Below are 19,789 nucleotides of genomic sequence, written 5' to 3'. Positions count from 1 at the left end.
CTGAACGAGGCAGAGATGGAATCAGGGCATACTGCCTTCATCAACGCCCCGGGAGCCTACATGCCGCGCCGACTTTTCAAACGCTACATGCCGGACCCGACCAGCATTCGGGAACACAAGTCCTTACGCTTTTTCGGCAAGCTGCTGCATGACCCGAACCTCTGGCACCTGAACCGCCACTCGGTGGCGCGGGCCATGGGGGTTGGCCTGTTCGCGGCGCTCATTCCCATTCCCATGCAAATGCTGCTGGCAGCCAGCCTGGCCATTCCGGTGCGCGGCAACCTGCCGATCGCGGTCAGCCTGGTGTGGCTGACCAACCCGCTGACCATGCCACCGGTGTTCTTCGTCACCTACATGACCGGTGCCTGGTTGCTGCAGACACCGGCACGCACGCTGCCCGACGACCTGACCTTCGAATGGATCACCGACCAGCTGTCGACCCTCTGGCAGCCCTTCCTGCTGGGTTCGGTGGTATGCGGAATCGTCCTCGGCATCCTTGCCTACTTCACCACCATGGCCTACTGGCGCTGGTGGGTGGGCCGGCAGTGGCGCCGCCGCCAATGCCGGTGCAAGGCCTCAGGCGCGCATGCCGCGGCCGCTGACCAGCAGGCGAACGCACACCCCGTAGAGCACTGCGGTGGCGACCAGCATGAAGGTGATCGCCGTGCCAATGCTGATGTCCGACACCCCTAGGATGCCGTAGCGGAACGAGTTGACCATGTGCAGCACCGGGTTGGCCAGCGACACGGTCTGCCAGAACGGCGGTAGCAGGTTGATGGAGTAGAACACCCCACCCAGGTAGGTCAGCGGCGTCAGCACGAAGGTCGGGATGATCGAGATATCGTCGAAGTTGCGCGCAAACACCGCATTGACGAAGCCCAGCAGCGAGAAGATGGTCGCGGTCAGCAACACCACCACCACCGTCACCCCCAAGTGATGGACCTGCAAATGGGTGAAGAACAACGACAGGATGGTCACGATCACACCCACTGCCAGGCCCCGCAGCACGCCACCCAGCACGTAGCCGACCAGAATGGTGTGCGGCGAAACCGGCGACACCATCAGCTCTTCGATGGAACGCTGGAACTTGCTGCCGAAGAAGCTCGACACCACGTTGCCGTAGGAGTTGGTGATCACCGACATCATGATCAAGCCCGGGACGATGTACTCCATGTAGGTGAACCCGCCCATGTCGCCGATCTGCCGACCGATCAGGTTACCGAAGATAACGAAGTACAGGACCATGGTGATCGCAGGCGGCAGCAGGGTCTGCGGCCAGATGCGCAGGAAGCGCCGTACTTCGCGGTAGACGATGGTGTTCAGGGCGACCCAGTTGGTGCGCAGCTCCACACTCATACGGCCACCTTCGACAGGTTCTTTTCCACCAGGGACACGAACAGCTCCTCGAGTCGGTTGGTCTTGTTGCGCAGGCTCTGCACCTCGATGTTCTGCAGCGCCAGCTGGCCGAACAGCGCGGTGATGCCAATATCTTTGTCCACCTGCACCTCCAGGGTGTGCGGGGTCAGCAAGCGGCAGGGGTATCCTTGCAATGTCGGTGCGCTGGCCAGGTCTTGCTTGAGGTCCAGCACGAAGGTCTCGACGTGCAGCTTGCCCAGCAGCTGGCGCATGCTGGTGTTCTCGACGATGGTGCCGTGGTCGATGATGCCGATGTTGCGGCACAGCTGCTCGGCTTCTTCGAGGTAGTGAGTGGTCAGGATGATGGTGATGCCCTTCTGGTTGAGCTCGGTGAGAAAGCTCCACATCGAGCGGCGCAGCTCGATGTCCACACCTGCGGTCGGCTCGTCGAGAATCAGCAGACGCGGCTCATGGATCAACGCGCGGGCGATCATCAGACGGCGCTTCATGCCGCCGGACAGCGAACGCGACTGCACGTCACGCTTGTCCCACAACCCCAGTTGGGTCAGGTACTTTTCGGCGCGCTCCTTGGCCACCTTGGGCGGGATGCCGTAGTAACCGGCCTGGGTCACGACAATGTCGAAGGTCTTTTCGAACTGGTTGAAGTTGAATTCCTGGGGGACCACGCCCAGGCAGCGCTTGAGCGCCGCTGGCTCGCGGTCCAGGTCATGGCCGAACACGCTCACCGTGCCGCTGGTCTTGTTGACCAGGGTCGAGAGGATGCCAATGGTGGTGGACTTGCCAGCACCGTTGGGGCCAAGCAAGGCGAAAAAGTCACCTTCGGCGACGTCAAGGTCGATGCCCTTGAGGGCCTGAAAGCCGTTGCCGTAGGTCTTGGTCAGCTGTCGGATGGACAGGGCGGAACTCATAGCGGGTCACGTACCGAGTGAAAAGGTCAGGACACGCCAGGGCAGGTCACTGGCGCAGTGAGTGCGGCCATGGTGCAAGGCCTGGCCGCACAAGTACAGTCATGTCTATTGATAGTGACTATCGAAGCGGCATCAAGTCAGCGCAGTCATCACCGCTGCCTGGTAGGCGGGCCGCTGTTTCAGGCGCGCGTACCAAGCCTCCAGATGGCGCATTTCCGGGCGCTCGATAGGCATTTCGAACCAGGCATAGATGAAGCAACCCAGTGGGATGTCGCCCATGCCGATCTGGTCACCGGACAGGTATGGCTGGTGGGCCAGGGTCTGGTCGGCGATCGACAGCAGTTCGGCACATTGCTTGTGCGCCGCATTGATCGCCACCCAGTCGCGCTGGTCTTCGGGGGTGCGAAGCAGGCCCCAGAACAATGGGCGGAACGGGCCGGCGAAGGATGAGGTGGTCCAGTCCATCCATTTGTCCGCCAGGGCGCGCTGGCGCGGGTCGTCCAGGTACCAGCCCTGCTCTGCACCGTATTCTGCGCACAGGTAGCGGACGATGGCGTTGGATTCCCACAGGGTCAGGTCGCCGTCTTCCAGCAGGGGCACCAGGCCATTGGGGTTGCGAGCCCGGTAGTGCGGCTCGTTGACCACGCCGAAGGCACCGCCGGCATCGATGGACTCGAAATCAAGGCCCAGCTCATGGGCGATCCACAGCGCCTTGCGCACATTGCTCGAATTCTTGCGGCCCCAGATCTTCAGCATGGCAACGTCCTTATGAATGCGGGAGGGGCACAGTCTACTCCAGACCTTCGCCGCCTGTACCGGCCCTTTTGCGGGTAAACCCGCTCCTACAGGATCGCCCCAACCTTCAGGCCATCGATATTCCTCTAGGAGCGGGTTTACCCGCGAAAGAGCCGGCACAGGCAAACAAACAACTGAAACTCCCACCGCCACACCCTGTCACTGTTGTGAACCTGTCGTTCACAGCGATGCGTCTAAGCTATCTGGGACGGCTCAAGCCCCTGGTTCCAAGGAGGACCGATTATGTTGCTGTTGTGGTTGGTGGTGCTGGTGATCGGCGCAGCGTACCTCACGCATCGGCGCTTGGCGCCCTTGCAGATTCTCGGCACCATGGCGGCCTATGTGCTGCTGATGAGCATTTTCAGCAGCGCACCTGGCTGGCTGCTGGCGCTACTGTGGATCGTGCTGGCCCTGAAGACTGCCCTGGTTGCACTGCCGGAATGGCGGCGCAAGGTATTCACCGGCCCGGTGTTCAAATGGTTCAAACGGACCCTGCCGCCGATGTCGCAGACCGAACGCGAAGCCATCGAAGCCGGCACCGTCTGGTGGGACGGCGAACTGTTCAGCGGCCGCCCCGACTGGGGCACCCTGCTTGCCTACCCAGCGCCCAGGTTGACCGAAGAAGAACAGGCATTCATCGATGGCCCTGCCGAAACGCTTTGCGCCATGGTCAGCGACTGGCAGATCGGTCAGGACATGGACCTGCCGCCCCAAGCCTGGCAGTACATCAAGGAACAGGGCTTCTTCGCCCTGATCATCCCCAAGGAATACGGCGGCAAAGGCTTCTCGGCCTACGCCCACTCGCAGGTAGCCATGAAGCTCGCCACCCGCAGCGGCGACCTGGCCTCGACGGTGATGGTGCCCAACTCGCTGGGCCCCGCCGAACTGCTGCTGCATTACGGCACCGACGAGCAACGCAACCACTACCTGCCGCGCCTGGCACGCGGCGACGAGATCCCATGCTTCGCCCTCACCGGCCCGCTGGCCGGCTCCGATGCCGGCGCGATGCCCGACACCGGCATCATCTGCAAAGGCCAGTGGAACGGCGAAGAAGTGCTCGGCCTGCGCCTGAACTGGGAGAAGCGCTACATCACCCTCGGCCCCGTCGCGACGTTGCTTGGGCTGGCATTCAAGGCCTATGACCCGGACCATCTATTGGGTGAAGAGACAGCACTGGGCATCAGCCTGGCCCTGATCCCCACCGACACCGCTGGGGTCGAAATCGGCAGACGCCACCTGCCTCTGGGCGCTGCCTTCATGAACGGCCCCAATAGCGGCAAGGATGTGTTCGTACCGCTGGACTTCCTGATCGGCGGCCAGGCCATGCTCGGCAAGGGCTGGATGATGCTGATGAACTGCCTGTCGGTGGGCCGCTCGATCTCGCTGCCGGCCGTTGGCACCGGTGCGGCCAAGTACACCAGCCTGGTCACCGGCCAGTACGCCAACATTCGCGAACAGTTCAACGTGCCATTGGCAGCCTTCGAGGGCATTCAGGCGTCGCTGGCGCGCATTGGCGGCAACGCCTGGCTGATGGACAGTGCCCGACTGCTGACAGCAAAGGCCGTGGACCTGGGGGAAAAACCCTCGGTGCTGTCGGCGATCCTCAAGTACCACCTGACCGAGCGTGGCCGCGAATGCATCCAGCACGCCATGGACGTGCACGGTGGCAAGGGCATCATCATGGGGCCGAACAATTACCTGGGCCGCAACTGGCAAGGGGCGCCGATCTTCATCACCGTCGAAGGCGCCAACATCCTTTCGCGCAACCTGATGATCTTCGGTCAGGGCGCCATTCGCTGCCACCCGTTCGTGCTCAAGGAGATGGCCCTGGCCGGCCGGGAAGACAGTGACCAGGCACTGAAGGAATTCGACGACCTGCTGATGAAACACATCCTGTTCGCCGCCGGCAACGCCGCCAGTACGCTGATACTCGGGCTGGGGCTAGGGCGCCTGGAGAAAGTACCGGGCGATACGTTGAGCCAGGGCTACTTCCGCGCCCTCAATCGCCAGGCTGCCGCCTTTGCTCTACTGGCGGACCTGTCGATGATGCTGCTTGGCGGTGCGCTCAAGCGCCGCGAACGCCTGAGTGCACGCCTGGGCGATGTGCTGAGCTACCTGTATCTGTCCAGCGCCGCACTCAAGCGCTACCACGACCTGGGTTCGCCAGGACACATGCAGCCCTTGCTGCGCTGGGCCATGGAAGAAAGCCTGGGCCAGGCCGAAGAAGCCCTGGATCAGTTGCTCGACAACTTCCCTAACCGGTTTGTCGGCTGCGCGCTGCGCGTGCTGGTGTTCCCGTTCGGCCGCCGTCATACAGGGCCGAGCGATGAATTGGATGCCGAAGTGGCGGCACTGATCGGGCGCAGCAAAGGCGACCCGGCGCTGGAAGCGTTGTTGGCCGGCTGCTTCCGACCACACGCCAAAGACGACCCTGTGGCAACACTGCAGCGGGCCTGTGATCTACTTGATGAAGTAGGGCCATTGCGCAAGGTGCTGCATCAGGCAATCAAGGAGGGAAAGGTGCAAACGGCGCTCGGTCAATCGGTGATCGACGCGGCAGTCGAATGCGGCGTGCTTCAACCCGGCTCGGCACAACGGCTGCGCGAAGCAGAGCAAGCCTGCCGCGCAGTGATTGATGTGGACGCTTTCGACAAGGGGCAGTTGCTACCGCAAGCGGGTAAGGTGCGCTAGGCGATAACCCCATTCAGGTGCCAGGGCGGCGCTTGGCCAAGAGGCAGCGTCATCCGCGTGCCTCCCCGGCACGCCCCCGCACCTTGCAATCACCGATACTCATATGCCGGGGTGAGATCCGTTCAGGCGCTGGGCGGCGAGCTGGAAAGTTTGACGTGACAATCGACTTGATGGTCCGCCAGGACATCAGCCTGACGGGAAGGTCCGGCCTTTTTTGCAATCACCTCCACACCTAGCGCCTCACTGATGAAATCGCCAACGGCATAGGTGTTCAAGAGATAGCTGTATTCGGTACGGTTAAGCGACGCGGGTCTGTGAGTGGTACGCAGTGTAATGGAGGATAGGACAGTCCAGTCGTCTGGGGCTGGTCTGTAGACCAACGTGATGGTCGTGGCAGAAGGGATGTCACTCATCTCGATTTTGCTGTAGTTGGCGACAATTGTCTTGCTGACGCTTTCGCCGCTTCCTTCTGCCGGCAAGTTGAGTCCAACGCTATCGTTGCTGCCATTCCAGAAGATGATAGAACCGCTCTGCTTTAGGGTGTTGTCGTTTGCCATGGTGCTGATCTCGCGCAGAAAATTGTATGCCCTCGACACCGGCCATCACCTGTTGAAGGACCGCATCGTTGACTCAGGCTTGAATCTAAATCAGCGGCGACAGGCACGCACCTGGCAGAAATGATAGGTCGGCACACATCATGGGCAGACAGGCGGCTGGTCCGGCGGACGTTCCACAATAGACCCACAACCGGCGTATACTTCTGCCTTGTTTGAATTACCCTCAAGGATCACACGATGGCCAACCCCCACCTGGAATACCACCTGCAACTGCTGCATCACCTGCGCACCATCTTGGTGGCACTGGGTGAGGCCGAGCAGGTACCGGAGGAAAGCCACGGCCTGTTCCTCGAACGCTTCGACGAACTGCTGACCCTGCTGCCGACAGACCCGTTGCAAAGCCAGTACCTGGGCCAGGACCTGATCTGCCAGGTGATACAGCGCTACCCGCAAATTGCTCACCTGGTTCCGCGCGACCTGTTGTGGTTCTTCGGCGGCGACTGCCTGCACTTCATGCCTGACCCAGAGCTGGAGCTTTACCAACAGCTGGAAGAACGCCGTTACGAGGCTGAACAGAACGGCGAAGCCTTTGACTGGAACCAGCATAAGCAGTTGCTGAGCCAAGCTGGCGGGAACCTCCAACACTGAGTCTGTGCATCTAGCCACGTCGACCGACCGGCGTGGTTCGCTGCGCCGTCCCGGTTTTTGTCCATCGCTCCTGCATCCATTGTTGAATTGCCCTACAGCCTCGACCCGCCTCGCCTGAATATCCTGCCGACCGAACATTCAGATGCATGTTCGAACGCCTCCCAACACCAGGATATAAACAATGAAACGGACCCTTATCGCTCTCGCCATGAGCCTGGCGAGCACTGCAGCATTTGCAAACACTGGCAATATCAACTTCCACGGCACCATCACCCCAGGCGGTACCTGCCCTATCGAAGTGGTCGAACCGGGCACTGGCGGTGGTCTGCCTCGCGTCGTGATCGGTAGCTATCACCCAAGTTTCTTCGACAAGGTCGGCAAGCAAACACGCCCTATTCCGTTCGCCCTGCGCCTTACCCCTGGTACTTGCACCATCGCCGCTGGCGAACAGGGCTATGTCACCTTCTCGGCGATCTACGGCCCCGAAGGCACCGACCTCTACGCACTGCGCCCAGGCGGCACCAGCGGGCTGGCACTGGCCATTCAGGACAAGAGCCTGACCAACCTGGCCCCGGACAAGGAATCGGTCGCCTACCTGCTCGATGTTGCAAAACCCACCGACATGCTGTTCTACGCCATGTATCAGTCCACCGCAGCTACCGTAACTGAAGGCGACGCGGCATCGGAAGTCACCTTCCTCGTGGACATCAAGTAATCCGTTGCACTCCAGGCGCGTCCGCGAATGCACCTGGAGTCCCCTGCGAAATGCAGCAGAGAGACATGCCCATGCCCCGCCCCAACTCCTTTGCCTCCAGGCTTGCCATGGTAATCGGCACCTGCTTTGCCTTGCTCGTCCAAGCCAGCGCCCACGCTGCCCTGACCATCAGCTCTACCCGAGTGATCCAGCCCAGCGACCGTCAAAGCACCAGCATCGTGGTCGCCAACCCCAGCCAACGCCCTTACGCGGCCCAGGCCTGGATCAATACCGAGGCCGACGACAGCACCACCGCAGTACCCCTGATCGCTTCACCTGCCCTGTTCCGCATCGATCCGACCGGCGAACAGACGGTTCAGCTCAACCGCCTGCCCAATGATCTGCCCAACGACCGTGAGTCGGTGTTCTACTTCAATCTGCAGGAAATTCCGCAGGCAGACGATAAGCCGAGCAATAGCCTGACCATCGCCCTGCGGACCCGCATCAAGGTCTTCTACCGCCCCACCCAACTCAAGGGCCGTCCACAAGACTACCTGCAAAGCCTGGCCTGGTCGGTGCAAACGCTGGACGGCAAGCCTCACCTGGTGGTCGACAACCCATCTCCGTACTACTTCACCTTCAACCAGCTCACCTTGCACAGCGCCAAGGGCAGCGAAAAAATCGATGCCAGGAAGATGGCTATCCCCATGGGCAGACAAACCTACCCACTCAAAGCTGCAACCGTGCAGGACGGCCTGAAGGTCCAGTTCACAACCATCAATGACTACGGCGGCCTCACGCCCGAATTGTCGCGCCCAGTGGGGCGCCTGTGAATGCACTCAAGGGATCAGCTTGGGGCTGTAGAGTGGGAAGTCGACCCATGTGGTACCGCCGTCAAAACTGACCTGGACATGGAAGGTGAACGCCTCGCCTCTGCGCAGCGTTTCAAGATAGGCCCTGGGCAGGGTCACTTCCTTGTTCGCGCCAATGCCCTGCCTTACTTGCGCCTGCGTGACTGCATGGGCGGTCAGGACATTGTAGGGGCGCGCATCCGCCCCACTCTGAAGCACCCCGGTCACCGTGATGTTGACCCGCTGCCCTACGGCAATCCCCCTCCATGTCCCCAGGCTGACAGGCACCTGCTGTGGCGCTGAGCCGAGGCTGAAGCCGCTGGAATTGGCCCCTTCGAGCGCGACTCTGGGCAATCCCCCCGTAGCAAATTCGATCACTTTCAGGCTGCATGGCACACTTGCGAAATCTTGTTTTCCATCGTTCACCACATATCTGACTTCCAGCGTGCGCTTGCTGTACGCCAATACATTAGGCTCTGGAATCAAAAACCGGTCATTCGTTCCCGGTTGCGGCTCGGACGAGGTGTAGTAACCATGGTCACCCGGCGCCCCCCACTGCACGGTGATCCGCTCGTCCGGATAGATCACCGCATCTGCCGGTACGATGACCACCAACGGGTCGGCATAATCATCCAACCTCATGGAAAGGTCGCCCTCGGCACCAACGGCCTGGGGCACCTCGATCCACGGCAGGCTTCTGGGAATGGGCGTGGCATCCACCTCCAGCACTGCCGGCCTGGAGCGCGCACTGAGGTTACCCGCACGGTCGCGAATCTGGTAATGAACATAGCGCTGCCCATCGCCGCGGGCCCTGACATCATCCCCTGGTATCGACAGGTAAATCGTCTTGTCAAGGTCTTGCCTGGTGACAATGCGCTCACTTAGCCGATCATTGGCGAACGGCTTATCATCCCAATACAAGGTGATGACATCACCCACAGCGGGCGCATCGTAAGGGGGCAACTCAGCAAGTACAACATCCTCGTGCTGCTCCAGATAGCGCGCCGTTAACCCTTCGCGCAGGACCGCCTCATCGAAAAGCAGAAGTCCCTCAGCACTGCCGAGCACTGGCGGCACTTTGTCTATCGTCACTATCAACACTTGGGAAGGTGTAATGACACTATTGAAACCCTGCACCTCGTACGATACTTCTGCCCGGCCATGCTGCAGTACGGAAACCGGGGCCTCAACGAACAGGTCCGCTTCGGCAATCGGAGCCTCCCATCGCTTTTCATCAACCAGCGCATCGTTCCAGTACAGCCGAAGCATTTCCGGGGTGGCCGGTGTCGGGTTGGAGATCGGCCACATGGGCACTGTAATCTTCAAGGGCTGACCCAGGATTGAAAGCGGCAGCAGGTTTGGCTCGCCGTCAGGAATATCCTCCAACGCATCTGGCGCGTCTGGCGGGGCAAGCAACTTGGTCTGGAAAAAGCCAGGCCACAGTGCGCTCAGCCAACCCAGCGCCCGCTTTAGAATCATGCGCATTACACCACCCTCTTTTTGCCAGCCACAAAAAAGGAAGGCCCAGGCCTTCCTTCGTCTTGATACTTACCAGCTGTAATGGAGCCCTACATTCGCCCCCCACGGCTGTTCGATCTTCTCCCCGTTGGAGTAGTCGAAGTCGGCATGCAGCTGCATGCGATCATTCAGATTGATGGCGACGCCCATTCCCAGTTCTGCCCGTGACCCTGACAAGTCGTTGTCGAACCGATGGTCATTCACCTTCACTTCATTGTTGCGAATGAACTCATGCACGTAGGCAAGCCGTACATAAGGCTGGACCTGCTGGCCATTACCAAGCTGCAGAGTACGCCCGACAGTTGCCCCCGCCTTGCCCAGCACCGACCGCGCATCATCACCACGCGCTTGCAGCCCATTGTCCAGGTGATAGTCCTTTCCCTGGATCGATACCACCGACCACTGGGTATAGGGCTCCACGAAGTAGCCTTGGCCCAGGTCGATATTGCGCCCGAATTCAGCAGAGGCACCCACGCCCACGTTGTTGAAATCGCCCTTGCTGCGCTTGCCGTCGCTCATTTCGACCTTGGCGCTGTTATCGAAGCGGTTGGCTTTCACCACGCCGTCGAAGTAGTAACCGCTCTGGGCATCCAGCCAAGTGGTATAGAGCCCGACGTAATAACTTTTGACCTCGGCAGAACTCCCACGGATCAGGTCCAGGTCCGACGAACTGTGACCCGCCATCACCCCGACCAGCCACTGGCCATCGCCAACCGGCAGCGGCGCATCGGCACCGATCGAAAAGCCGCGCTGAACTTGGCTATAGGGGCTGCCGGCACTGTCCGATACGTTGTACTTGTTGCCGTAGGCGCGCATCCAGGCGCCCGATTTACGTTCATCCAGGCGCAACTCGCCCATGCGGCTGCGCAGCGTCGTCAACTCGCCGTACCATACGGTGGGTGCAGTATTGAACAGCGCCAACGCCGATGCGGTACCAGGGCTGATGATCTTGCGCGAACCGTCAAGGTACCAATCACCCCCTTGCTGCAACAGTTCGTATGAGAAGGCCCCCAGATCCACCACCCCGCCGAGCAGGGAGAAACTGGCATCGCCAGCTGCGGTATGCACCAAGTGAATCCGGTTTTCAGTCAGCGGGTCCGCACCACTGCTGCTCACAAGCAGGCTATGGGTGCCGCTGGCGTTACCTACATCGAGGAAGTCGGACTCACCCGTGCTGAAATCGGCATCCATGACAAAAGTACCGTTACCGGCCAGCGTGCCGAGTGTGAGCCGCTGAAATTGCCCAGGTTCGCCAAAATTGACTACACCACCGTCGAGCGCCAGGCTGCCGACCTGGCTGTCCTCCACCATGTTCCAACGTGCCTGGTTGCTCAAGCTCAACCCAGCCACGTTCTCCAGCCTGCCGGTCAGGCTGGCCTGGTTGTCCAGCATCAACGAGGCCGTAGAACCCGCTTCGACTCGTACGTCCCCCACCAAGTGGCTGTTGTCTACGGTCATGTTGGCGTCCGACCCGCCGACCACATCAAGCAGGACGCCATTGCTCGCCACCAGGCTGGTACCGCCAGCAACGATGATGTCTGCCTTTGCCGGGCCGATCAGCGGATTGCCCACCACAATTGCCGAGCCGTCCTTGCCCTCAACTGTGGAGCCCACCAAATTAACCTTGGCAGGCCCGGTAAAGGCGGAGTCCGCCAGCACGCGCAAGCCATCGCTGCCTCCCACTATCGTGCTGTCTTGCGCGATCAACTCGGCATTACCAAACAGTTGGGCTGCCGTTGCCGTGCCACTGCCTACCAAGGTGCTGCGTTGCAACGTCAAACGTGAAGCGGCAGACACCAGCGCCCCGGCATTGCCCCCCTCGACATAGCTATCAGTCACAACAGCCGAAGCGCCTTCGGTGTCATTACGCTGCAAACGCAAGCCAAAACGATCGCTGACCACTCGTGAATTACCCGCTACATTGGCGGACGCCCCCGCTACCAGGGCAACGCCATCAGCCCTCGATGCCTCAACCGTGCTCGCCTGCATGTTCAGTTGAGCACCTGCACCAACATTGACCTCACGCAGGGATGCACCTGTCGCATTGAGACGGGCATTGGCGCTCAGACGGTAGCTGTCGAGCGGGGTAGTACTGTCGATGTCATACGTACCCTCAACAACAGTCACTGCTGCGGCAAAAGGGCTGGCCAGCAATAGTAACGGTGCCATGCGAACAGCATGTGCCATAGGACTCAGAAAGCAATTTCGTATTTTCCCCATCTAACTCATGACCTCATTCATGTCGAAATATCAAACAATCACCGACAAGGCTACCGAGGGATTTCCCAAATTCCTGTAGGAAAACCCCTCAAACAGCACATGAAGATCTCAACCGCTCGCAAATTACCCCACGGCCATGAGGTTTCGCTCAAGGCCTGAGCGGGCAGCTAGTTACCGCGTCATGCATGGCAACAATTTCTTCCACTTGTTTTGACACAATTGGCTTGCCGTCCAGATCAAAACTGTAAGTAACACGCCCGCGCCCCAGATGAAGCGTGGCGCTGTAGTCAAAGATTGGAAGGATGTAGTCTGTGTAGGGCTGCACACGCCATACAAATTCGTCGAGATCGGCTTCTTTAAGCTCGACGGGGTCATCGAATACGGTCTCTTCGATTTTTTCTTCGCCGGTCATACCATGTACTGCATACCAATGAAACGTCACGGTATCCCCGGCCTTCAAGCCGTAACCACGCAGGTCTTTCACCAAAACCCGGATGGCCGGGTCCAGTGGGTTTGGATTGGCATCGTCATACAAGGCATTACAAGTTAGCCAACCTACGGGAACTTCCGTGTTCCCGCCGAGGAATTCTGGAGCCTCCGGGCGCAAGATAATCGCTTCAACATTTACAATGGTTGCGGTGGACTTGGCGCGATTAGGTACGCCTGGGCGTTCGACCACGTAATGCACGGGTATTTGCCCGTTATTCCGCACCTCAATGTAGGACCAGGGAATGGCCTCCGTTATTTCCGCCCCCACTTCCGCAGTTATAATCGTATGATCGGCCTCTGGAATATGAACGCCTTCCCAATAAAACTTTATGACATCATTTTCTCTCAAACTTGCATCAACGACCACTTTGACAATGCCATCCTCACCCTCATCAGCGGGAGCCAAATGGTTGTCGACATTTGAATTCTTTCCTAACACTTTAACCTTGGGCAACCTTGGGTTAACCGGATCTGGCCATTCAGGGTCGACAATTGGGTCCACAGGCCCCACAACTTCCAAGTTGACCTGTACATCAATAGCCTTGCGGCCCTGCGCGACCGTCCCCCGACGCAACGCATAACTGACATTGGTTACTTTTTCACCCGTGGTGGTGGCGCCATACTGATCCCATAACTGCCCACCCGACAGTGTAAATTCCAATGGCCATTTCGGGGCACTACCAATTTCCCGCCAGCCCAGCTCCAGCCCGCCCCAGGTAACTTGCACCCAGTCCGTGGGTTTCCAATTGCCAAACAGTGGAATCTCGACTGCCACACCCGTCCAGGCATCTTCCTGATCAATCAGTCCGTCGTCATCCGCCAAAGGTACCTCAGGGTCCTTGAGCCCACTGGGCAAAGGGCCTATAGCCACACCCACAGGTAAAGGCATCGAGAGTCGGCTGATATTACCAGCCTTGTCGACCAGTACATAAAGCACATAAACGCCACCGTCACCGATTGCTTCGACTGCAGCCTTTGGCACCGTCAATGGTTTCGGTAACGTATCGACCTTTTCAGTAACAACCGGCGCCACCAAAGCAGGATCATCCGGCACATAGTTTAACCAGTAAACGTAGACCGTATCACCTGCAGCATGAGTGTCATATTCAGGCAACGTGATAACAACGTTATCAATATTACTATCCGTGACATCATAGCCCAACGCAGGCATGGCCGCAGGCGTGGCATTGCCATAGGGAGGGGTACGGTCAAATATCAACTCCAACGGTTCAGAGGCTGTCGGATTCGTAGCATTGAACGGAGCGACCTTGTAACTGAAGGTTTGCCTACCATCTACCCAGTTTTCGATATTGTCTTTAGTGATCACAAACGTCACAGGAAACGAGGTGACATCTGATCCCGTGTACTGCTCACTCGACAACAACGTCTCTGTACCATTTATACTTGTGTGGTAGATTTCAAGCGTATCGTAATAACCCGCTGGCACCGACCCTAGCATAGGCCAGGCGTCAACGGTAATAGCAAGAGACTTCGAAGGGTCAGTCAAAATTGCGCTAAACACCGTGCCATCTGTCTCGTCCGCCAACAGTGCCCGGTCAATGCCGGGCTTTGCAAGCGTGGCAACCGTGCGCTTTTTTGCCCTGCCCTGCCTGACTTCTTGACGCACTTTCTCAGCCGCTAAGTAGATTCCGCTTTCTTTGCTCATGGTCTCACCTGTCATGGTCGACGCCAGTCATTAAATACAGCACCCATAGCCGAGCATGCATTTAATCACTGATTGACCACCCCCAAAACTGGCATTTTTATCAGTTGACAATACGGCTCCTGAATTAAAATAAAAAAGGCCTGCACGCGTGCAGGCCCTGGCCTTTGCCGATAATCAATCAAACCCTAAAACTGTTTGCTCAAGCCTCCTGCGACGCCAAACGGTCCAACGGGTCATAACCGTAGTTGGCAGTAATACCTTGCGAAGGCACAGATACACTCACCAGGCGCCCCAGCGGGTCATAGGTTAACTGGCGTTTTTTCTCATCCAGTTCCAGGTTGCCGTCAGGGTCATAATGCAGTTCGATAGTTTCCTTTTCGTAAGGCGCTTCTTGGTCGCCGCCCTGCGTTTTGACCACGGTTGCCCACTCCATTTCAATGCCCATCAGTTGCACTGGATCCTTTTCATTGGTGAACTGGTAGGTGGCATTGAGCCTGCCGCCCTCGAAGTCGGTCCTGACCCGGGTAATGTTGTCCCGGCCATCGAAGCGGAACAACTGGCTGGCTATCTTGTTACCATATGGGTCGACAGGCACATAGTCGTTTGCACCCTCACACGTATACTTCGACAACCTCGCCCGATTATCGTAGTCGAAGGTTTCATGGCGCAGCTTCCGCCCCTCTTCCTCACCCTCTGTCAGCGTCTTGCTGTCGATGCCATCGACTTCGTTATACGTTTGCGCCAATGTCTGCACCGCATCGCCAAAGTCGAAGCGACGGCGGATTTCGCGATCAAACTCGTCGTAGAACAGTTCAGTCTTCAGGCTGCGCAGGGTCCCGTCCTCGTCCTCGGTTTCAGTGAGAATACTGGAGGTCCTGCCCAATTCATCATAACGGAAGGTGCTGGTGACATTCTCCAGGCTGGTTTGTTGCAGTTGTCCAAACGGGTTGTATTCATAAGACTGGGTTTTACCCAGCACATCGGTATAACTCACGATGCGGCCTTTCAGGCTGTGCACATACACCATTTCGTGCGGTTGTGCTTCGTCACTGCGCTGGCGTCTTTCAACCTTCAATTCACCGGTACTGAAATACTCGCGCTCTAGCGTCTCATCGTTCTCGGTGCAATGCAGCAGGCGGGCATTCTGCGCGTCATAGGTGTAGTCCGCATTTTTTCCCAGCGTCTTGCGACTCAGTGGTTCCTCGCCCAACTGCGGGACATATTCATAGTCAATGCGGTTTTCTGCAGGCGTGATCACCGCCTCAGGCTGACGCTGCCCGACGCCATACAACATGGTACGCACGCGCCCACCCGTGACCGACTCAATCATACGGTCAAGGCCATCGAAGGTTTGTGTACCCAGCACGTGATCGATGCCATCGGTGCTGTCGAGCACCTTGATCAGGACCGGCAAATCATCCTTGCTGTGCAAGGCATAGTCGCGGTGCACCACCGAACCATCAGGCAGCTTCTGGTCCACTTGCCTGTCAAACTCATCATAGGCGGTGGCCGTTTCATAACCGCGCGCATCCACTTCGCGCACGGTGCGTCCCAGGCCGTCGTAGAAGTACTGGTGCAAACTCACCCGCTTGCCTTGGTTGTCGATGCGCTCGACATCCACAGGTTGCTCGAACAGGTTCAGCCGGGTAATGGTGGTGCCGGTGAACAGCTTGCGCTGAATGGACTCGCGCCACTCCTTGCGTACCGGCCCAAGGCAGTCCGGCAACCCCACCGGGTCGGTCTGCGTGCAGATGCGCACTTTGTCCGGGCCCATTTCACTGCTGCGCTGGCGCCAGTCGTCGTACTCATACAGAGTTCGCAGCGGCAGGTTCTTCAGTGCCAGCCAGTCATACTCGACCTCTTCCACCAGATTGCCCAGTGCGTCATAGCGGGCAGAATAGCTGAGACGCCCCTCTTCCCTGGCTTTTCGGGTGGGGCCAAAGTCCGGGTCCTGGCGCGTTACACGTACGGCGCGGTTGAGCCCGTCCACAAAGCTCCAGGTTTTGACGCCTTTCACATCCTTTTGCATCTGCCACGCCTGTTGACCATCGGACGACAGGTAGTACTGATACTCGCGCGTTGCCTTGTACTTGCCCTTGGGGTCGACTGTCTCGCTCGTTACGCGACGCAGTTCGTCATACGTGTAGGCAATCTGTACCTGATTGTCGTCATAGTTGAGCAACGGTTCGCCAATCAGTATGGAATGCTGCAGCGTATTGACTTTCTGGGCATGCCGCGCAACTTTCCCCTTGGCATACTTCACCTCGCGCGGCTGCAGGGGTAGACCGTGATCGAAGCCGGTCAAGGTTTCTACTGTCTGGACCGCCGCGTGCCCCTCTACCGAAACCTCACTGTATGCGTAGTCGGTTTTGGTGACCTTGCCATTGAGCGTCAGCTTCTGTTCAGCGAGACGACCATGCTTGAGAGAGTCAAGCGGCGCATCGTGATAGAGGGTATCCACCTGCGACAACAACACCCCGTCACGCACGCGCAGCTGTTGCTCCTGGCTACGCAATAGGGCTCCGCGTGCATGCCCGTCGTTATCCAGGGAAGAAACCCGCTGATAGCGGTACTCGTTGCGCAAAGCTTCGGCGCCCGCTTCGCCAGGCCCCGGAACAACCTCTTCGGTCTCGAGCGAACGCACGAAACTTTCCGGGTCGTCCGCAGCCGGGTAGTACGACATCAGCGTGCGCTTGCCGGTGGCTTCGATTTTCTCCACCAGGTTGCCATGCTCGTCGTAACGGGTGGTTAACGTCTCTTCTCGGGGCGCCCCGGCCAAGCCCTTGCGCCAGGACGTGGTGGTGGTTTCTGCCAGCTGGAAGTTGTTAGGCTGGTCCTTGAACTGCCGGTTGGCAATTTCCGGGTAGACAAGGGTCTGGGTTTCGATGCAATCGTTCTGCGTGGTGACCTGCTCGACCATCAAATGGAAACGGTTGAATGTCGACTTGACCGTATACACCGGCTGGTCGCCCTTGTAATGCGTGGCCGTGCCGTCATAGCGGTAGTCCGCACCCGTGGCCTTGTAAAGGTTGTCTTCGCCGTCATCGCCCCAGGTAATACCTGTATTGTTACCCAGGAAGTTATTGGAGCTGAATGCATAGTCAGTGCGCAGTGGCGGCTGGTTTGAACCCGGGTTGACCACATGCCGCTCTACATGAGGCAGCGTCCTGCGCTCACCGCCGGGCAGCGCATGCCCGCGTTCTTTGTAGATAATTTCTTCACGGCCATTGACAGGAGTCCACAGCTCCTCAATGCAACGTACCGTGCCGAATAGCCTGTACCTGAACGCCCAGCGGCCTTTATCCGCAGTCGGCAACGTGACCTTGACCAGCTCACTGTTGTTACACTCCAGTGTATAGACAGCCTGGGCCACCGAACCTGGGTTGAGGGTGATCAACACTCGATTCAGGTTCGAGTAATCGATTTCCAGCAGCCTACGTTTACTGTCGTCTTCCACCCGCTCAAGGCAGGGCACGCGCTTGGCTGGAACACCCGGCTGTGGTGAGCGCACATCCACCTGTTTGTAGGTCAAGGAAATCCCATGCCCGGTCGGCGTCAGCACGCGCACCGGCAGCGCCACTTGCCGGGTGGGTTTGCCTTGCTCGGCCATGTCGTGCAACCCCAGCACTTCGATCATCTCCGACTTGTGTGCCACACGATAAAGGGTGGCCTTGTCATCAGAAATATTCTCGAAGTGGAAACTCTCGATCTTGCGTTCCGGTATCACGGGCTCGTTGCCCGGGCCGTTGTCGAACACCTTGAACCGCTCACCGCTGTGCAGGCTGAGCATCTGGCTTTCCGGGTCATATTCGCTCAGGTTCAAACGCCAACCCGCGCCAAAGCCAGAATCCTCGGGATTCATGGGGTTGAAGCCAATGCGCAGGGGCAAGTGGGGACCGTTCAAACGGTTGGCGACCAACGCCGGCAACTCAAGCGACACATTATATTGACCCGTTCGTGGGTCAACGCCGCCTTGAACGAAACTCATAAAGTTGAATGCATTGGAATGCACCAGCGAATTCGTTGTCATGTGTTATTCCCTCATTCGAAGTACGTGCTGCCCCCGCAGGGGCAGGCGCCATCACTGGAGCTTCCAGTGCAGATAGTTGCGTGAATCAATAGGGCTTATAGAACCATCGTCCAACTGCAATCCCCAGTTGATATAAAGTGCGTGGTCCGTCCCATAGTTATCGATCACGATTAATTTCAAGGGGCCGTCCAGACGCTTGGGCCAATGATCACCCGGACCGGCATACCAGAACTTCATATCTGAAACCCGCTCGAGCGAAACCAGCAATGTGCCTGAGGACAAGTGCTCATTGTTTGCGAACTCGCGATTCAGTGGGGTGCCCGCCCGATTCAAGGCCATCAGTTCCAGCTCTGCCTGATATTCAATCCGTCGATCCACGGTGCGCCCCGGCAGCACACGCGGAACATAGGCAACGCCGACGTAACTGCTGAACGCTTCATCCAACAACTCGCTTTCGTACTTCAGTATGGAAACATGATCGAAGCGCACATCGACAAAGCGGCGCTGCCCCCTGGCGCGCAAGACCCAATAGTCCGTGGTGTAGTGCCAGTAATTGTGGCCGTCGACAACTCTTCCGCGTTCATCGACCACATCAAACCCTGATGCCTGGGCCACGCGTTTTCCCGTAAACGGTTCGAGGTCTGCTACATCCAGCTTTCTGGGTACCAGCCCACCCAGTTCCACCTCCCCCTCTCCACTGGGATGCTGTACAATAGAGTAATGCCAGGTGTTGCGATGGCTCTGGAACTTGGCCCGAATCCAACGCACTTCGGCTTCCGTGGTTTGAAGGTAAACCGTGACGATGCGTAGTGCCTCCTCCGCCCCCTTTACCGCCACGGCCTGGGACTGCTCCTTCCTCGCCTGCGGTTGTTTTGCCTCTTGCTCAGACACCAATCCTTCGCCGGCGGGTAAATAATCAAAGCGGTTGCGAAACTTGCTAGCTGCCCAATTTCTCCCGTCCGCCCTCATTGCCTCAGTGTCAGCCGGCAACCACTCGATCGGGGTGCCATCGCGATGAGTGAGCTGCAGCGTCGCCAACTCTGCATCGCTTACCGGATCGTAAATATTATTGCCATCTTCATCTTTGAGTGCCGTGGTTTTGATGTGGATATCGATACCCACTTGTTGCCTGCCGTTTGCCCATACTTTTTTTCGCGATGTGTCATTGAGCAACAACTTGAACTCACTCAGCGCCATCCAGCGCTGCAAACCAATGGTATTACGCGGGCCGGCATTATCATTGTGTTCAATCACTGCAATGCCAGCCTGACCGCCAAATACACCCACCGCTACACTGGCTGGACCTGAACTCGTGGCTGGCGCGGTGTACTTCCCATCTACAAGT

14 protein-coding genes are annotated in these 19,789 nt (G+C 58.4%); 5 read left to right on the top strand and 9 right to left on the bottom strand.

The window, feature by feature from the left end; genetic code table 11:
• Positions 1 to 60 precede the first annotated feature (60 nt).
• Positions 61 to 693, top strand: a complete 633-nt coding sequence (locus VXM67_RS09210) for a DUF2062 domain-containing protein (protein ID WP_155950794.1) — start codon at positions 61 to 63, stop codon at positions 691 to 693.
• Here the strand turns inward: VXM67_RS09210 and VXM67_RS09205 are convergent.
• The 3 genes from VXM67_RS09205 to VXM67_RS09195 form a co-directional block, all read right to left on the bottom strand.
• On the bottom strand, positions 577 to 1,356 hold the full coding sequence (locus VXM67_RS09205) for an ABC transporter permease (protein ID WP_027907742.1): 780 nt from the start codon (positions 1,354 to 1,356) through the stop codon (positions 577 to 579). The genes VXM67_RS09210 and VXM67_RS09205 overlap by 117 nt on opposite strands.
• The gene (locus VXM67_RS09200; RefSeq protein ID WP_023379389.1) at positions 1,353 to 2,285 is read right to left on the bottom strand and encodes an ABC transporter ATP-binding protein; all 933 of its coding nucleotides are present in this window, start codon (positions 2,283 to 2,285) and stop codon (positions 1,353 to 1,355) included. Before VXM67_RS09200 ends, VXM67_RS09205 begins: the two co-directional genes overlap by 4 nt.
• Before the next feature lie 132 nt (positions 2,286 to 2,417).
• The gene (locus tag VXM67_RS09195) at positions 2,418 to 3,041 is read right to left on the bottom strand and encodes a glutathione S-transferase (protein WP_027907741.1); all 624 of its coding nucleotides are present in this window, start codon (positions 3,039 to 3,041) and stop codon (positions 2,418 to 2,420) included.
• Positions 3,042 to 3,323: 282 nt separating this feature from the next.
• On the opposite strand from VXM67_RS09195, the gene VXM67_RS09190 reads away from it, so the two are divergent.
• The gene (locus VXM67_RS09190; protein WP_027907740.1) at positions 3,324 to 5,771 is read left to right on the top strand and encodes an acyl-CoA dehydrogenase; all 2,448 of its coding nucleotides are present in this window, start codon (positions 3,324 to 3,326) and stop codon (positions 5,769 to 5,771) included.
• A gap of 122 nt (positions 5,772 to 5,893) precedes the next feature.
• Here VXM67_RS09190 and VXM67_RS09185 read toward each other — a convergent pair whose 3' ends face one another.
• Entirely contained in the window at positions 5,894 to 6,328 is a 435-nt protein-coding gene (locus VXM67_RS09185) for a hypothetical protein (RefSeq protein ID WP_049818810.1), read from the bottom strand.
• Positions 6,329 to 6,565: 237 nt separating this feature from the next.
• Between VXM67_RS09185 and VXM67_RS09180 the strand changes: the two genes are divergently transcribed.
• From VXM67_RS09180 to VXM67_RS09170, 3 genes are all read left to right on the top strand, one after another.
• On the top strand, positions 6,566 to 6,976 hold the full coding sequence (locus VXM67_RS09180; protein ID WP_027907738.1) for a PA2817 family protein: 411 nt from the start codon (positions 6,566 to 6,568) through the stop codon (positions 6,974 to 6,976).
• A gap of 181 nt (positions 6,977 to 7,157) precedes the next feature.
• Positions 7,158 to 7,691 carry a fimbrial protein gene (locus VXM67_RS09175; RefSeq protein ID WP_023379384.1) on the top strand — a complete coding sequence of 178 codons (534 nt, stop codon included), beginning with the start codon at positions 7,158 to 7,160 and terminating at the stop codon, positions 7,689 to 7,691.
• Positions 7,692 to 7,762: 71 nt separating this feature from the next.
• Positions 7,763 to 8,503 (top strand): molecular chaperone, encoded by a 741-nt coding sequence (locus tag VXM67_RS09170; RefSeq protein WP_186598692.1) that lies wholly within the window; start codon positions 7,763 to 7,765, stop codon positions 8,501 to 8,503.
• A gap of 6 nt (positions 8,504 to 8,509) precedes the next feature.
• Here the strand turns inward: VXM67_RS09170 and VXM67_RS09165 are convergent, their stop codons facing one another.
• The 5 genes from VXM67_RS09165 to VXM67_RS09145 all read right to left on the bottom strand — a co-directional run bounded on the left by VXM67_RS09165 (position 8,510) and on the right by VXM67_RS09145 (position 19,698).
• Entirely contained in the window at positions 8,510 to 10,006 is a 1,497-nt protein-coding gene (locus VXM67_RS09165) for a hypothetical protein (protein ID WP_049818807.1), read from the bottom strand.
• A 63-nt stretch (positions 10,007 to 10,069) separates the two neighbouring features.
• Positions 10,070 to 12,208: an autotransporter outer membrane beta-barrel domain-containing protein gene (locus VXM67_RS09160; protein ID WP_252189431.1), complete on the bottom strand. Its 2,139-nt coding sequence runs from the start codon at positions 12,206 to 12,208 to the stop codon at positions 10,070 to 10,072.
• 199 nt (positions 12,209 to 12,407) lie between these two features.
• Complete coding sequence (locus VXM67_RS09155) at positions 12,408 to 14,414, bottom strand: hypothetical protein (protein ID WP_367237633.1); 2,007 nt, start codon at positions 14,412 to 14,414, stop codon at positions 12,408 to 12,410.
• Between the two features lie 199 nt (positions 14,415 to 14,613).
• On the bottom strand, positions 14,614 to 18,444 hold the full coding sequence (locus tag VXM67_RS09150) for an RHS repeat domain-containing protein (RefSeq protein ID WP_367237632.1): 3,831 nt from the start codon (positions 18,442 to 18,444) through the stop codon (positions 14,614 to 14,616).
• Between the two features lie 51 nt (positions 18,445 to 18,495).
• A complete protein-coding gene (locus tag VXM67_RS09145) occupies positions 18,496 to 19,698 on the bottom strand; it encodes a hypothetical protein (RefSeq protein WP_367237631.1) in 1,203 nt (400 codons plus the stop codon).
• Positions 19,699 to 19,789: the final 91 nt, after the last annotated feature.

The organism is Pseudomonas sp. Rh2 (assembly GCF_040762985.1).
Lineage (GTDB): Bacteria > Pseudomonadota > Gammaproteobacteria > Pseudomonadales > Pseudomonadaceae > Aquipseudomonas > Aquipseudomonas taiwanensis.
Note: the sequence above shows the minus strand (reverse complement) of the source record. Positions and strands in the feature narration are given on the sequence as shown.

Excerpts from the sequence above, each read along its gene's own strand:
- VXM67_RS09210 (WP_155950794.1), top strand. The coding sequence starts at position 61 with ATGCCGCGCCGACTTTTCAAACGCTACATGCCGGACCCGACCAGCATT.
- VXM67_RS09205 (WP_027907742.1), bottom strand. The coding sequence starts at position 1,356 with ATGAGTGTGGAGCTGCGCACCAACTGGGTCGCCCTGAACACCATCGTC.
- VXM67_RS09200 (WP_023379389.1), bottom strand. The coding sequence starts at position 2,285 with ATGAGTTCCGCCCTGTCCATCCGACAGCTGACCAAGACCTACGGCAAC.
- VXM67_RS09195 (WP_027907741.1), bottom strand. The coding sequence starts at position 3,041 with ATGCTGAAGATCTGGGGCCGCAAGAATTCGAGCAATGTGCGCAAGGCG.
- VXM67_RS09190 (WP_027907740.1), top strand. The coding sequence starts at position 3,324 with ATGTTGCTGTTGTGGTTGGTGGTGCTGGTGATCGGCGCAGCGTACCTC.
- VXM67_RS09185 (WP_049818810.1), bottom strand. The coding sequence starts at position 6,328 with ATGGCAAACGACAACACCCTAAAGCAGAGCGGTTCTATCATCTTCTGG.
- VXM67_RS09180 (WP_027907738.1), top strand. The coding sequence starts at position 6,566 with ATGGCCAACCCCCACCTGGAATACCACCTGCAACTGCTGCATCACCTG.
- VXM67_RS09175 (WP_023379384.1), top strand. The coding sequence starts at position 7,158 with ATGAAACGGACCCTTATCGCTCTCGCCATGAGCCTGGCGAGCACTGCA.
- VXM67_RS09170 (WP_186598692.1), top strand. The coding sequence starts at position 7,763 with ATGCCCCGCCCCAACTCCTTTGCCTCCAGGCTTGCCATGGTAATCGGC.
- VXM67_RS09165 (WP_049818807.1), bottom strand. The coding sequence starts at position 10,006 with ATGCGCATGATTCTAAAGCGGGCGCTGGGTTGGCTGAGCGCACTGTGG.
- VXM67_RS09160 (WP_252189431.1), bottom strand. The coding sequence starts at position 12,208 with ATGGCACCGTTACTATTGCTGGCCAGCCCTTTTGCCGCAGCAGTGACT.
- VXM67_RS09155 (WP_367237633.1), bottom strand. The coding sequence starts at position 14,414 with ATGAGCAAAGAAAGCGGAATCTACTTAGCGGCTGAGAAAGTGCGTCAA.
- VXM67_RS09150 (WP_367237632.1), bottom strand. The coding sequence starts at position 18,444 with ATGACAACGAATTCGCTGGTGCATTCCAATGCATTCAACTTTATGAGT.